The sequence below is a fragment of the Serratia sp. 506_PEND genome (genome assembly GCF_001076875.1).
GTDB classification, from domain to species: domain Bacteria; phylum Pseudomonadota; class Gammaproteobacteria; order Enterobacterales; family Enterobacteriaceae; genus Serratia; species Serratia marcescens.
Genome location: NZ_JVEL01000238.1, coordinates 1 through 14370, shown reverse-complemented (window position 1 = coordinate 14370; position 14370 = coordinate 1). Strand labels below are relative to the sequence as shown.

Sequence of the window (14370 nt, the reverse complement as noted above, 5' to 3'; positions counted from 1 at the left end):
CCAAGCTGGCGGTGGACTGGCAGGAGCGCATCCAGCTGATGCTGTCGGACGACGGCTCGCTCAAGCGCCTGAAGTTCGCCGACACGCTGCGCGAGCAGAACGACGATATCGATCGCGATGACTTCGCCCAGCGCTTTGACGCCGACTTTATCCTGATGACCAGCGAGCTGGCGGCGTTGATCAAAAACACCATCGAAGCGCTCGGCGGCGAAGCCCAGCGTTAATCCCGCCTCAGAAACGACCAGGGCCCAGCCTTCGCTGAGCCCTGCGTTCCCCTAACGAGCAACGTTTATTTGCTCAGGTAGCGGCACAGATAGGCGGTGGCGTCGGCCACCTGCAGGTTGAACTCGCTGTGCCCCGGCACGAAGAACTTCTCGCCCGGCGTAAACACCTGCCAGTCCGGCGCCCCCGGCAGCAGCACTTTCAGCGCCCCGGTGATCACCGTCATTTCTTCCGGCTGCGCGGTGGAGAAGGTGTATTCGCCCTCTTCCATCACGCCCACGCTGGTAAGACCGATGCTGCTACTGTCAAAACCGATAGACTTCACTTTTCCGGCAAAATACTCATTCACTTTCAGCATAGACTGGCACCCGCGTAATCATCTTGATGGAAAATCCATATTGGGGGATTGCGGTTGATCTGTCACTGGTTTTTCGCGCGAAATGCGATCGCGGCGCAGAGGCAAAGGTTTCCGTGCGCCACGCTCAGGCCATCGCCATGAAACAACCGCGTCAAAAACCCGCGCCGCGCAAACTGAAATCGATCGGCAACGTCAATTCCACCGTGCCGTTGACGTAGGCGTCCGCCGGCGGCGTGGGCAGCGGCGACGCGCGTTTGACCAGCGCCTGGATTTCACGATCCAGCGACGGCAGCCCGGCGCTGCTGACCAGCGTCACCGCCAGCACGTGGCCCTGTCTGTCCAACGTGAAACGCACCTGCCCGACGCCCTGGCGCTTCAGCCGCAGTGCGTCTTTGGGGTAACGCTTAAAGCGATTCAGGCGGCCGCTGATGCGGCTGCGCCAGTTGTCCTCCCCCGCCTGAGCATAGGGTGTCAGGCGGGTTTGCGGCGCGGCCGTTTTATCCGCGCGGCCCGGCGGCGGCGCGCCGACGCTTTGCTCCTGAACCTTCGGCGGCGCGATGATTCTCTCCTGCGGCGGCGTGCGGGGCAGGTTGTTTTTCTTCACCGGCTTAGGTGGTTTTTTCTGTTTCGGCGGCACGGCGATGTTCGGCTGCGCGGCGTCAGGCGCTTTCACCAGCGGCAACGGCTCCGGCGGCGCCGACGGTTCAGCCTGAGGCGGCGGCGTACTTTGTCCCGGCGGCTGTTTCGCCTCGGCCGGGGCCTGCGGCGCGGCGGCCATCAGCACCATCACCGCCGGCGGCGGCACCCACGGCGGCTCGGCCTTGTCTCTCCTGGGCCACAGCAGCGCGGCAACCAGCAGATGCAGCGCCAGCACCAACACCAGACAACGGCGCCAGGGCATGGCGGCGCCGGGCGCGGCGAAAGGCAGCGGCGAAACCGACATGCTCACTCTTCCGTCAGCGCCAAATGGAGGCGATCGGTCAGCGGTTTGAACAGATAGTTCATCATCGAACGCTCGCCGGTGCGGATGAATCCTTCAACCGGCATCCCCGGGCGGATCTCCAACCCGTTCAAACGTTGCAATCCTTCTTCGCTGACCTTGGCGCGCACGCTGTAATAAGGCGCGCCGCTTTTCTCGTCGGTCAGGCGATCGGCCCCGACCAACGTCACTTCACCCTCGACGCGCGGCGTGGTGCTTTGGTTGAACGCCGAGAACAACAGTTCGACCGGCAGCCCCACCTGCACCTTGTCGATCAGTTCGACCGGGATGCGCGCCTCCACCTGCAGCCCCCGATCGCTGGGCACGATCTCCATCAGTTGCTGACCGGCGCCGATCACGCCGCCTTCGGTGAACACGCTCAACCCCACCACGGTGCCCGCCACCGGCGCTTTCACCTGCGTATGCCCCAGATCGGCCTCCGCCTTGGCCAAGCGGTTATCCAGCTCGTCCAGCTTCATCCGTACCTCGGCCAATTGGCTGCTGACCTCTTTCTGATACTCCTCCCGCCGCTGGATCGCCCGCAGTTTCAGCTCCAGGATTTGGCGGCCCAGGCGGCCGATATTCCCGGTATCCTCGGACGCCTGGCCGTCGATCTGCGCATGCTGCCCTTCCAGATCCAACAGCCGATTGCGCGCCACATACCCCTGCGCCGCCAGCTTGCGCATGCCGCTCAGTTGCTCCTGCAACATGGCCTTTTGCCGTTGCTTGCTGGCGTAAGATTGCCGAACCCCTTCCAACATCGCCTGCGATCCGGCGATGCTCTCCGCGATCGCCGCCAGCTCGCTCTGCAGCGCCGCACGGCGGCTGGTGAACAGCTGTTGTTGCAGCAGCATCAGCGACATCACCTCCGGCTCTTCTCGCCGCGCTTGCAGCAATGGCGGGAAAGCGATCGCCTGCAGACCGTCGCGCTCGGCCTGCAGCCGCGCCTGCTGCGCGGCGTTGCTCAACTGCTGGCTGCGCAGCGCATCGCGTTGGGTGCGGCTGTCGACGGTATCCATCAGTAACAGCACCTGCCCGGCGCGGACCCGGTCACCCTCATGCACCTGAATCTGCGACACCACGCCGCCGCTCGGGTGCTGCACCGCCTTGCGGTTGCCGGCCACCACCACGCTGCCGGAAACCGGTACGCCCTTATCCAACGGCGCCAACAGCCCCCACAGCAGGAAGCCGCCAAATCCCAGCAGCACCAGCCAGCCGCCGAGCCGCAGATGGCGCCCTTCGTCAAACTGCCGGGAAAGGGTGTCGATATCGCCGGGGATCACACTCTGATTGCTCATACTTTTCGTTCACCGCTGGCCGTTTTGGCGAAATTGGCGTAATTGACGTTGAAGCCGCCGTTGCTGCGCCCGGTATTGGCCGGAGCGGCGGCAGCGGCGGGCGCAAAACCAGGCAGTTTTTTCAGGATGGCGTCGCTGGGGCCGAAGTGCTGCACCTGGCCGGCGGTCAGCACCAGTAATTTGTCGGTGGTCGCCAGGATCGCCGGTTTGTGGGTCACCAACACGATAGTGGTGCCGCGCGCCTTTAGCGCTTCGATCGCCCGCTGCAGCGCCTCTTCCCCTTCGCGATCGAGGTTGGCATTCGGTTCGTCCAACACCACCAGCGCCGGAGATCCATACAGCGCGCGCGCCAGCGCCACCCGTTGACGTTGGCCTCCGGACAGGCCGCTGCCGCCTTCACCCAGCTCGGTCTCATAGCCTTTCGGTAAATGCAGGATCAGCTGATGCACGCCGGCCAGCGCCGCCGCGGCCACCACCTTCTCGGCGTCGACCTGGCCAAAGCGGGCGATGTTGTCCGTCAGGGTGCCGGCGAACAGCTGGATATCCTGCGGCAAGTAGCCGATATGCGGCCCGAGTTGTTGCTTGTCCCACTGTTGAATGTCTGCACCGTCCAGCCGCACGTCGCCGCTGATCGGCGTCAGCGCGCCGACCAGTTGGCGCATCAGCAACGTTTTGCCGGAGCCGGACGCGCCAATCACGCCCAGCACCTCGCCGGCTTCCAGACGAAAACTGACGCCGTGCAACACCGGCGCCGTACCGCCGGGCGCACTGGCGGTCAACTGGCTCACGGTCAATGCGCCACCGGGCGTCGGCAGCGGCAGACTCGGTATTCGTGGCGGGTTAGCGGCCAGCATCACCTCCAGACGCTGCAGGGACTGGCGCGCCGATGACCACTGCTTCCAGGCGCCGATCAGCTGATCGATCGGCCCCAGCACCCTGCCGATCAGGATCGATCCGGCGATCATCATGCCCGGCGTAATGTCACCGCTGACCGCCAACAGCGCGCCGCAGCCCAACATCAGCGACTGCAGCGCCAGCCGCACGGTTTTCGACCAGGCGGTGACGGCGGCGATTTTCTCGCTGGCGCGGTTCTGCAACAGCAGGAACTGCTGATGCTGCCGCAGCCAACGCAGGCGCAAGTCGGTCAGCATCCCCATGGCGGCGATGGCTTCGGCGTTGCGCAGATTGCCGTTGGCCTGCTGTGTAGCGCTCAGCGCGACCCTGCCGGCCTCCGCCAGAGGCGCTTGCGACACCCGCTGATTGAGCCAGGCCAGCAGCATCAGCACGATCACTCCGGCGCTGGCCAACGCGCCAAGCCAGGGGTGGAGCAGAAAAACCACCAGCAGATAAACCGGGAACCAGGGGGCATCGAAAAAGGCGAACAACGCATTGCCGGTGGCGAACTGGCGCAGGTTGGTCAGATCGTTCAGCGCCTGCCCCGCCAGCGGGTTGCCGGTTTTCAGATTGGTTTCGAAGGCGGCGTCGTAGACTCGCTGATTGAGGCGCATATCCATCTGGGCGCCGAGGCGGATCACCACCTGGCTGCGCACCCACTCCAGCAGCCCCATAAACAGGTAAAGGCCGACCACCATCAGGGTCAGCATCGCCAGCGTCATGCGGTTGCCCGACGGCAACACGCGATCGTAGACCTGCAGCATGTACAGCGCCGGTGCCAGCATCAGCAAGTTGATCACCGCGGTAAACAGCGCGATGCCCCAAAATCCGCGCCGGTATGCGGCCAGCACGCTCATCACTTCTCCGCGCCTGACGGCGTTTTTCATGGCGTTTTCCATCGGCTAAAAACGAGAAAACGCCCGCCGGGGCGCACGGCGCCGGCGGGCAAACGGCCGCGATCAGGCCGCCAGCAGTTCCGGGCTGTCGGCGTGCTGCACGCCCACCGCCGTCGCCGCCGCCACCTGATCGAAGGTGGAGTTGACGCTCAGGCCGTAGTCGTCGAGGATGCCGTTCAGCGCGGTCTCCAGCGCGCCGGTATCGCCGGACATCAGGCCGTACACCACCTGGTGCACCACGCCATCATGACCCTGCGCCTGCAGGCTGCTGAGGTTCAGGCCGCCGAAGCTGACGTCAGGCACCTGGATGCTGTACGGCGATGTATCGCCACCGCTCAAACCGTCGCCGAAGGACAGGGAATCCAGTTGGCCGTACAAGGTATGCGCCGGTTCGTTGAACAGCGTGTAGGTCAGGTTGCCGCCCGCCACGAAGGCGGTCACCTGGTTTGCCGTGCTGCTGATGGCATACTGACTACCGGACAGGCTGCCGCCATAGAAGCCGCCGCTGTTGGCGTCGGTGACATTGCCGTTGGTGTGATTGACATCACCGAATGTCGAAGCCCACTGGCCCAGATAGTCATGAATGCTGTAACCGCCGAAGCTGCTGTCATAATTGACTGAAAATGCCATTTCTCTATTTCCATTGATGAACGGCGCCCCTTGCGAGGCGGCCCTTGTGCTCAAGGATGAGCAACGCCCTTTTACTGCTTAAAAACGGTATTCCACCCCGCCCTGCACGGTGCGGCCGCGCCCCAGGGTATTGGCCAACGTCTCGCCGTAGCTGACGACATAAGCGCGGTTGGTCAGGTTCTCCACCGAGCCGCGCAGCGTCAGGCTGTCAGTCAGCTTGTAGCTGGCGTACAGATCGAACAGGGTGTACTTCGGCCAGTCGGCCAGGTACGGGTAGTTGGACGGTACCGAGCTGTCCTGATAACCCGGCGCAAAGCGTACGGTCACCCCGGCGTCCAGCTTGCGATCGAAGGCACGCCCGCCCAGCGTCACCGAACCGCGATCGCCCGGCAGGTAGGCGGCGGAGCCGAACTGCGTCCCCCCATCACACGTGACGAAGTCATTGGACGCGGCATCAGGCTCAACATAGAAGTTCCCGCGGCGCGAGCCGTCGCCGTAGCGCAGACGCCCTCCCAACCAGGCCTTGTTCGAGCAGAACTCGTTTTTGCCGATCATGTGGGTGTAGGTCAGGTCGGCGTAGAACACCCCAGCGTCATAGTTGAGCTGGTACTCCAGCCCGCGGAAGCGGGTTTTCGACAGATTGTTGACGTAAGCGGCATTGCCGATGCTCGGCTGCACCAGCCCCGGTTTATTGCGGTCTATCGCCAGGTTGATGTAGTTATCCACTTTGGTGTCGAAGTAGGCCACCTTGGCCACCAACCGATCGCCCTCAAACCACAGATCCGGCTGCTGCACGTTGAACCCGACTTCCCAGGCGCGCGAACGCTCGGGCTGCAAGAACGGATTGGGGTATTGCGTGGAAGAACTGTGCGCGCTGCCGTTGGTCAGCGTTTCAGTGATCGCCGGCGGCCGCCAGGATTTGCCGTAGGTGGTATACAGCTCCAGCCACTCCACGCCGGGGCGCACCGCCACCGCCAGCGTCGGCGACAGCTTGCCCTGATCGCGATCCACATCCCAATCTTCGCGGGTGGTGGTTGAACAGCCGGTCAGACGCAACGCTTTGCAAGGATTGTCAATCGTGTAGCGTTGCCCATCCTTGGCCAAATCCGGATAGCTCAGGCCGGTCTGGCCGCGCAGGCGATAGCGGTCGTAACGCAGCCCGCCTTCCAACGTCAGCCAGCCGTCGTAGTCGTAGGTCAGATTGGCGAACAGGCTGGCTACCGAACGGTTGCCGGCCGGCGTCACCCCTTCCATGCCTTGGCGGGAAGAGTCGCTGGTCGCTTTGTCATAATAGAACTCCAGCCCGTAATTGGCGCGGAAGTCATGCCCCGGCGCCAGGCTGAAGCGCGAGGTGTTTTGCGCCTGTGCGCCATAGGTACGCAGGCGGGTGCGCGTCGCGTAGCCGTTGTCCAGCAGCGAACTGGTGCTGTAGGTGTCGCTGTCATCCTGAGTATCGACGTAATACAGCTTGGCCTGAAAATCGAGCCAGTCGACGTCTTCCGGCGCCAGGCTGTAGTCGAACGCCGCGTTGCGCGCCATCACGTCGGTGTAGCCGGTGCGTTTCCAGCCCAGTTCATAGGGCGGGCGAGTGCCCAGGTTAGTCAAGGTGCCGGCGATCGGCGATGCGGTCTGGGTCTGCAGATAACTCAGCTGCAGGCGCTGGTTGGCGGGCAGATTCCAGCCCACCTTGGCCAGCCGCGAGTGCATGCGGTAATGGGTGTCGGGGATTTTGTTGTTCTTGATGCTCTCGGCGTAGCGATCGTAATTGCCGGTGTCGTTATTGATGCGAATGTTGCCGATGTCGCCCTTGTTGCCGGGCCAATAGTCGCCGAGGTGGCGTTCGCTGGCGGCCAGCAGGATATCGCCGGTTTCGTTGCCCAATGCCAGTATGCCGCTGCCGATGAAGTGAGTGCCGTTATCGCCGGTGCTGGCGTGCAGCTTGCCGCCCAGCTCTTTGCCCGGCGCCAGGAAATCGCTCGCGCTGACGGTATTGAAGGTGGCGATGCCGCCGAGCGTGCCGGCGCTGCCCATGCCGCCGGTGGTGCCCTTGTCGATGGTCACGCCGGACAGCAGTTCGGAATCGATGTACATGGTGCCATTACGCTGGCCATGGCCGCTCTTTTGAAAATTCTGCCGCATGCCGTCGATATTCATGTTCACCCGGCCATAGTCTTGTATGCCGCGGATGTTGACCGACAGCGCAGGATCTTGCTGGCTGACGCTGGAATAGGCTCCCGTAGTCTGCTCCAGAATATCGGCCGCGTGTCGCGCCGGGCGGTTGTCCATTTGTTCGCGGCTGATGACGCTGACCGAGCGCGGTTCGTCGTAAACCCAATCGTTGGCGTTGATGCCGCTGGCACCCAGCACCGTCAGGCTGTCCAACGCCAGCGCGCCACCGTCGCCGTTCGCCGTCGGCAGCCGGCTCAATACGATTTGCCCCTGCGGCTGCAGGCGGAAAGCCACCGGATTGCCGCCGATCAAGCGCCGCAGGCCCTGTTCAACGCTCATGCTGCCGTTCAGCGCCGCCGCCTGCATGCCGTCGAGTTTCACCTCGTCAAAAAACACCTGCATGCCGGCCTGCTCGGCGAAGCGCAACATGGCGCTCTGCAGCGGCTGCGCCGCAATGTTGAAATTCTTTTGCTGTGCGGCCTGCGCGCCGTTCGCCTCAGCCTGGACGGCGAGCGCCACAGCCGGCTGAGTCAACATCATCGCCGCCAGCGCGGCGCGTACCGCCGTGGCCAATCGGCCGGCCGGCGTGGTTCCCTTGTGAATAAGCATGCGTGTGTGTTCCACCCGAAAGAATGCCAAACTAAGTGATAATGGAAATCAATCTCGTTTAAACATAAGGACGTTCCGGGAGGCAAAAACCCGTAAAGATTTTTTACAGAAAGTGAAAATAACGGCGAAGCGGGCATCCCGGCCCGCCTTGGCCGCTCAGTAAAGCAGCGTGATGCCGGGGAGATTCAGCTGGCGGGCGGAGAGTTCCTGACGAATGGCGCCGACGCCGTCGTCGAGTTTATTGAGCGCGAACACACCGCTCACGGTGCGCGTTCTTAGCGCGGGATTGACCGCCACAATGCGGGTTTCGCGATAGCGGTTGAGCTGCGCGAGCGCCTGCGTCAGCGGTTGGCGGTCGATCACCAGCCAGCCGCGCCGCCAGGCATCATCACCGGCCGTTTGCCGCGTCAGCTGCAGCTGCCCGTTGCGGTAATGCGCCGCCTGGCGTTGCGCGACCACCAGCGAGCGCTCGCCGCGCTCAAGCGTCACCCGCACGCTGTGCTGATGCACGCTGACGTCGACGCCCTGTTCAGTGCGCGCCACGCTGAACTCGGTGCCCAGCGCCTGGGTGACACCGTTTTTCGCCTCCACCCTGAAAGGGCGACGTTCCGCCCCGCCCAGCGGCGCGACGATAAAATAGGCGGCGCCGCTCAGCAGCCGCACCTTGCGCTCGTCTGCGGAATACGCCAGCGCGATCGCGCTGCCGCTGTCCAGCGCCACCCGGCTGCCGTCCGGCAACGCAACTTCGCGCACCTCACCGCGAACGGTTTGATAATCGGTCTGCAGGCCGATCCACAGATCCGGCCCGCGATAAACGCCGAATGAAACGGCGAGCGCCACCGCCGCTGCCACCGCCCAGCGGGGCCATCGATGGCGAGATGGCGTTTTCAGCGCCGCCACCTGCGGTTGTAACGCCTGCCGCTGCTCAGGCGGCAGTTGCCCAAGCGTCGTCCATAGCAGGCGAGCCTGACGCAGCGCCGCCGGATGCTGCGGATCGGCGGCCAGCCAGGCGTCCAACGCTCGCCGCCGATCGGCCGGCAGCGCCCCTTCGGCCAGACTCACGGCCCAGGCGGCCGCCTGCTGTCGCGCCTGTGCGGTTAGCGGTTTCATAATGGCATAGACCTCTGTTTTTTCTGGTTATAGGTTAAGACGTCTGAGCGCGGATAAACCCGTAAAAAAATTGCCATTATTGTTCTTCCATCCGCGCCATCAGCCGCTCCAGCGCGCTGGCCAGGTGTTTTTCCACCGTGCTGAGCGACACGCCCAGCTGCGCCGCCACCTGCGCCTGGGTCAGGCCATCGAGCCGGTTAAGGCGGAAAATCTGCTGCGTGCGCGGCGGCATGTCCGCCAGCGCCTGCTGTAACAACTGCAGCAGTTGGCTATCGATCGCCCGTTGTTCAAGCGCCGGTTCACCCGAAGGATACTGCGCCAGAATGTCGTCTTCGACCGCTTCGGTCTGCCGCCGCTGCTGCTGGCGCAGATGGTCGAGCATCAGATTCTTGGCGGTTTTATACAGGTAGGCCTCAATATCGAGAATGTTACCCTGCGGATACTGCTCGGTAAGGCGGGTAAAACTTTCCTGCGCCAAATCCGCGGCCAGCTGAGGGTCGCGCAGTTTGGCGTTCAAATAGGCTTGCAGCGGCCGCATATGGTGCAGAAACAGCGCCTGCAACTCGGAATTGGACATCTCTTTTCCCAGAAGTGAAACACCCAATAGGGGCGATAAAAATCACATAAATGATTATCATTATCAATATTATTCTGGGAAATATGTGCTACGGCGGGGATAAACAGGAAACCGGCCTGACGCCGGTTTCCGCTGGGCTGCAGGTCAGTGCTCTAGCGCCTCGTCTTCATAGCGGTGCTTGGCGTCGAGCGCTTCCTGCTCGGTTTCATGTTCACTGAGCAGCGTATTCGGCTCAATGTCGTCGGTGCGCACTTCAAAACGGCGCAGATGCAGGTTCGGGTCACCCCGAAACACCTCTACGACGCGGGCGCTCCGCGGATAAGCAGGTTGATCATTTTCGCGCATGCCGTTCTCCCGTGTGTTTCACACAGTAGCAAGTATAGCAGTCGCCCTCATTCCGACACGCGCGAGCCAAGATCGCGATCGCCGGGGGCGCCCGTCAACAGCTCGGTCAATTCGTCGCAGGCGCAAATACGCCCTTCACGCACGGTGAAGTGCGCCAGCACCCGCACGCGGCTGCGGGAACCGTCGCGCTTTTCCACCTCGACCAGATGGTGGGTCAGCACCGCCTCGCCCTGCTCCGCCGCCGCGATCACGCTCAGCGTCATGCGGCGGGTTTGCCGCTTCAGCAGCGCCATATGCTGCTCAAACTGCTCGAAGTTCAGCACCTTGCCATCCACCTGCTGGCGGTAGCCTGCGCTGAAACGGGCGGCGAGCTGCGTCGGCCGATGCTCCGGGCTGGCGATCACCTGCTGCAGCGTATCGAGCACCAGATTCAGCGGGGTAAGTTGAGTCATCACGTTTCTCCGAAATAGGGTGAAAGGCGATCCTATCCCGGCCAGGCGATGGCATAATAACCACATCAAGACTTTCAATAACGTTAAACGGCCAACATGACGCAGATCCGCAGCCAACGCCTTCAGCATGAAAAAAAGCACCTGACGCCCTGGCACCGGCACGAAGGCGGCCAGATCTATCTCTTGACGCGCGGCATGCTGGCAATGGAACTCCCGGGCCGGCAATGGGCGATCACCGGCGGCACGCTGGGCTGGCTGCCGCCGGGATGCGCCCATCAGGCGCTGGCCTGCGGCGACGTGGCGGGCTGGAGTCTGTATCTGCCGAGGGAAAGCGTGCCGGAGATGCCGCCGCTGCCGCAGCTGTTCACAGCCTCTGCGCTGTTGCAGGCCCTGGTGGAGCGCATCGCGCAGTTCCCCGCCGGCCCGCTGAGTGCGCCGCAACGGCGGCTGCTGCAGGTGCTGCTGGACGAAATGCACGCGGCAAGCCGCGCGCCGCTGCAATTGCCGCTGCCGCAGGACGCCCGGTTGCTGAACATCGCCCGTGCGCTGCTGAACGATCCCGCCAGCCTGCGCAGCCAGCGCGACTGGGCCGTTTGGGCCGGGCTCAGCCCGCGCACCCTGAGCCGCCGTTTTCTGCAGGAAACCGGCATCAGCTTCGCGCTGTGGCGCCAGCAGGCGCGGGTGTTGCGTTCACTGGAGGGATTATCACGCGGCAAAGCGGTTGGCGAGGTGGCCGACGCCTGTGGCTATGACAACGTCAGCGCCTATATCGCCGCCTTTCGCCGCCGCTTCGGCGTCACGCCGGGGGCGTACTTTGCGCCGGCTCGGCAAGCGGAATAAGAAAACGGGCGCCCAGCGCCCGAAGAGAAGAAAGGGTTACTTCACCGTCTCACGCGGCAGCACCGCGAGGATTTGTTCCACCACCCGCTGCGGATCGGCGGCGCCGTCCATCACGTAATGCGCGGCCTCCTGATACAACGCTTCGCGCGCGGCCAGCACCTCGCGCATCTCCTCGGCGATCGGCCTGCCGGTGAGCGTCGGGCGCTGCGCATCTTCCGGGTACTCTTCCAACCGCTGCGCCAACACGCTGGCCGGCGCGCGCAGGTAGATAACGGTGCCATGCTGGCGCATAAACTGACGGTTCTCCTCCGCCAGGATCGCGCCGCCGCCAGTGGCAACTATAGTTGACGGCTTGGTCACGGTTTGCAACGCGATGGTCTCGCGGCGGCGGAACCCCAGCCAGCCCTCGCGCTCGACCATTTCCGCTACGCTCATCTGCGCCGCCTGCTGCATAAACAGATCGGTATCGACGAACTGATAGCCCAACGCCAGCGCCAATGCGCTGCCTACCGTGGTCTTGCCGGCTCCGCGAGCGCCTATCATGAACAGGGTTTGTGTCATTACGGGTTGTCCCTTATGCGGTGACTTGAGTGCATTGCATACCAAAATGCCGAGCGGGTGCGATGGCGTGGTGGCAGCATCATACCCTGCCCGCTCTGTATTTCAATATTTACGATAGTGTAAATTCCATGGCACAGCGACTGCCGACGGCAAAGCCGTGCGCCAGATCCTCATCCAGGTGCCGCCGCAGGGCGACCGTGAGCCGCGCATCGTCAAGTGGCCGGAATCCCAGCCGCCGGTAGTAGGGCGCATTCCACGGCACCTCAATGAAGGTGGTAAGCGTCAGGCGGCCGGCCCCCCGCCGTTTGGCCTCTTCCGCCACCGCGCCGATCAGGCGGCGGCCGACGCCCTGCCGTTGCCAGGCACCGGCGACCGATAATTCGGCGATATGCCAGTCTTCCTCCTGAGCCAGCACGGCGATAAAACCGGCGCACTCGCCGTTGTCGCTTTCCGCCAGCCATTCACGACGCTCGGCGATAAACGCGGCATGCTGCTGCGGGGCCATCACCTCGCCTTCGGCGATAAAGCGCCATTCCGGCTGTTGGCGAAACAATTGCGCCGCCGAGCGCTCAACCGCCATCAGATGCGCGATATCCTGCTGCTGCGCCAAACGGATCTGCAGGCTCATGGGTTCTCCTTAACGTTGGGGCGGTTATTTAAGCAAATTTCACCGCCCGTGGCTCAGAAATCGATACTGCCGCGCAGCACCACCTCACGCGGTTCCCCCACCGCCACGCGCAGATTGCCGCCGCTGGACGGATAGTAGGTTTTATCGAACAGGTTCTTCACGTTCAGCTGCCATTTCACCCGATAGCCGTTGATCGGCATGGTGTAAGCGGCGAACGCATCGGCAACGGTGTAGTTATCCAGGTAGAAGCTGTTGGCGGCGTCGCCCGGGCGGCGCCCTACGTAGCGCGCACCGGCGCCGATACGCACCTCATCGCCGCTGTACAGGCCCAGGCTGCCGAGGTTCTGGGTCAGGAACAGCGAGGCGGTATGGCGCGCCACGTTGGTCATCTCTTTCCCCTTGTTGTCCGGATCGTCCACCACGCGGGCGTCGGTATACGCATAGGAACCGATCAGGCTCAGCGAGTCGGTAAGATTACCGGCCACGTCCAGCTCCACGCCCTGCGAACGCACGCGCCCGGCGGTGCGCGTCACGGTTTCGCCCTCCACCAGCTCATTGACCATCACGTTGCGCTTGGTGATGTCGAACAGCGCCAGCGTGCCGGTGACGCCGTTCGGCAGCGCCAGCTTGCCGCCGACTTCCCACGACTTGCCCTGTTCCGGCGGCAGCGAATCAATTTGGGTGGCGATGGAAGAGTTCGGCTTGAACGACTCGGTATAGCTGCTGTACAGCGACACGTAAGGCGTCAGCTTGTAGACCACACCGGCGCGCGGCACCAGCTTGCCGTCCGAGCTGTCGGTGTTGGTCTGGAACGGCCGCCCCTTGCCGGCATAGACGTCGAAAGCGTCGTAACGCAGCCCGCCCATCACCAGCCATTTATCGGTCAGTTGGATGGAGTCCTGCATAAACCAGCCGTAGCTGGTGAGATTTTCCCGCTGGTCGCTGTCTTTGGCGCTGACCGCGGTCGACGGCGGCATCAGGCCGTATACCGGATGATAGATATTGAAATCGCTGTTCTTTTTACCGCGGATCATGTCGCCGCGGTAGGTACGGTTATCTTCAAAATCAAAGCCGAACAGCATCTGGTGGTTGATGCTGCCCCAGTCCACGTCGCCATTGAGCGTCAGCTGCACCGCGTTGGCGTGGCTGACGGCATGGGCGGTCGAGTCGGCCTGGCGGCTCAATGCGCCGCTCTCCGGGTTCAGCGCCGTAGCGCGCGCCTGGTTGTCGCTGTAGCTGTTGCGGCTGTAGGCGTAGGTCAGCGAGCTTTTCCAGCGCTCATTGAGCGTTTGATCGATCTGCAGAGTGACGCTGTCCTGATCGCCGCGGGTGGCGTTATAGGCTTCGTCGAAACGGCGATCGCGCGGCGTATTCACCGGTTTGCCGGTGCGCGAATCGATAATGGTGCCGCGATCGAACGGCACCAGATATTCCATATGTTCATAGGCCAATCGCACGGTGGTGTTCTCGCCGTACCACATCAGCGAGGGCGCGATCACCGTCTGGCGATTGCGGCCAAAGTTGCGCCAGTAGTCGGTTTCATCGTGATCGACGATCATCCGATAGGCAAATCCCGACGTGCCGAGCGGCCCGGTAACGTCAAGCTGGCCGCCGCCGCCGTTGAAGCTGCTGCCCCAACCTTCCACGTGGGTGTGCTGCTGCAGCTGGGGTTTTTTGGTGATCATATTGATCATCCCGCCCGGCTCGCCCATGCCGTACAGCATCGAGGCAGGCCCCTTAAGCACCTCCACCCGCTCGGTGGTCGGCGTAAAGTTGCGCGCCTGCACCGAACGCACGCCGTC

General features: G+C 63.2%; 15 protein-coding genes. 2 read left to right on the top strand and 13 right to left on the bottom strand.

The window, feature by feature from the left end; all coding sequences use genetic code 11:
• The coding region (gene rdgC / locus ADK28_RS06140) for a recombination-associated protein RdgC (RefSeq protein WP_048795176.1) at positions 1–224 on the top strand (224 nt) is incomplete at its 5' end.
• Between the two features lie 65 nt (positions 225–289).
• Here rdgC and ppnP read toward each other — a convergent pair.
• From ppnP to ADK28_RS06090, 10 genes are all read right to left on the bottom strand, one after another.
• Positions 290–580 carry a pyrimidine/purine nucleoside phosphorylase gene (gene ppnP / locus ADK28_RS06135; RefSeq protein WP_004940463.1) on the bottom strand — a complete coding sequence of 97 codons (291 nt, stop codon included), beginning with the start codon at positions 578–580 and terminating at the stop codon, positions 290–292.
• A 151-nt stretch (positions 581–731) separates the two neighbouring features.
• Positions 732–1523 carry an energy transducer TonB gene (locus ADK28_RS06130; RefSeq protein ID WP_048795175.1) on the bottom strand — a complete coding sequence of 264 codons (792 nt, stop codon included), beginning with the start codon at positions 1521–1523 and terminating at the stop codon, positions 732–734.
• Positions 1524–1525: 2 nt separating this feature from the next.
• The gene (locus tag ADK28_RS06125) at positions 1526–2857 is read right to left on the bottom strand and encodes an HlyD family type I secretion periplasmic adaptor subunit (RefSeq protein WP_033641167.1); all 1332 of its coding nucleotides are present in this window, start codon (positions 2855–2857) and stop codon (positions 1526–1528) included.
• Positions 2854–4638 carry a type I secretion system permease/ATPase gene (locus tag ADK28_RS06120; RefSeq protein ID WP_048795174.1) on the bottom strand — a complete coding sequence of 595 codons (1785 nt, stop codon included), beginning with the start codon at positions 4636–4638 and terminating at the stop codon, positions 2854–2856. The genes ADK28_RS06125 and ADK28_RS06120 overlap by 4 nt, the downstream gene beginning before the upstream one ends.
• 72 nt (positions 4639–4710) lie before the next feature.
• Positions 4711–5277, bottom strand: a complete 567-nt coding sequence (locus tag ADK28_RS06115) for a hemophore HasA (protein ID WP_016928898.1) — start codon at positions 5275–5277, stop codon at positions 4711–4713.
• A gap of 78 nt (positions 5278–5355) precedes the next feature.
• Positions 5356–8055 (bottom strand): TonB-dependent receptor, encoded by a 2700-nt coding sequence (locus ADK28_RS06110; RefSeq protein WP_048795173.1) that lies wholly within the window; start codon positions 8053–8055, stop codon positions 5356–5358.
• A gap of 156 nt (positions 8056–8211) precedes the next feature.
• Entirely contained in the window at positions 8212–9165 is a 954-nt protein-coding gene (locus ADK28_RS06105) for a FecR family protein (RefSeq protein WP_048795172.1), read from the bottom strand.
• 76 nt (positions 9166–9241) lie between these two features.
• The gene (locus tag ADK28_RS06100; RefSeq protein ID WP_048795171.1) at positions 9242–9742 is read right to left on the bottom strand and encodes an RNA polymerase sigma factor; all 501 of its coding nucleotides are present in this window, start codon (positions 9740–9742) and stop codon (positions 9242–9244) included.
• 144 nt (positions 9743–9886) lie between these two features.
• The gene (locus tag ADK28_RS06095) at positions 9887–10087 is read right to left on the bottom strand and encodes a YaiA family protein (RefSeq protein WP_015376810.1); all 201 of its coding nucleotides are present in this window, start codon (positions 10085–10087) and stop codon (positions 9887–9889) included.
• Between the two features lie 47 nt (positions 10088–10134).
• Positions 10135–10539: a nuclear transport factor 2 family protein gene (locus tag ADK28_RS06090; protein ID WP_033641170.1), complete on the bottom strand. Its 405-nt coding sequence runs from the start codon at positions 10537–10539 to the stop codon at positions 10135–10137.
• 96 nt (positions 10540–10635) lie between these two features.
• On the opposite strand from ADK28_RS06090, the gene ADK28_RS06085 reads away from it, so the two are divergent.
• A complete protein-coding gene (locus ADK28_RS06085) occupies positions 10636–11379 on the top strand; it encodes a helix-turn-helix domain-containing protein (RefSeq protein WP_033641171.1) in 744 nt (247 codons plus the stop codon).
• Positions 11380–11415: 36 nt separating this feature from the next.
• Here the strand turns inward: ADK28_RS06085 and aroL are convergent, their stop codons facing one another.
• From aroL to ADK28_RS06070, 3 genes are all read right to left on the bottom strand, one after another.
• Positions 11416–11940, bottom strand: coding sequence for a shikimate kinase AroL (gene aroL, locus ADK28_RS06080; RefSeq protein ID WP_016928904.1), 525 nt, complete (start codon positions 11938–11940; stop codon positions 11416–11418).
• Between the two features lie 109 nt (positions 11941–12049).
• On the bottom strand, positions 12050–12568 hold the full coding sequence (locus ADK28_RS06075) for a GNAT family N-acetyltransferase (RefSeq protein WP_048795170.1): 519 nt from the start codon (positions 12566–12568) through the stop codon (positions 12050–12052).
• A gap of 53 nt (positions 12569–12621) precedes the next feature.
• Positions 12622–14370, bottom strand: a 1749-nt coding sequence (locus ADK28_RS06070; protein ID WP_048795169.1) for a TonB-dependent siderophore receptor, incomplete at its 5' end; no start/stop codon positions are given.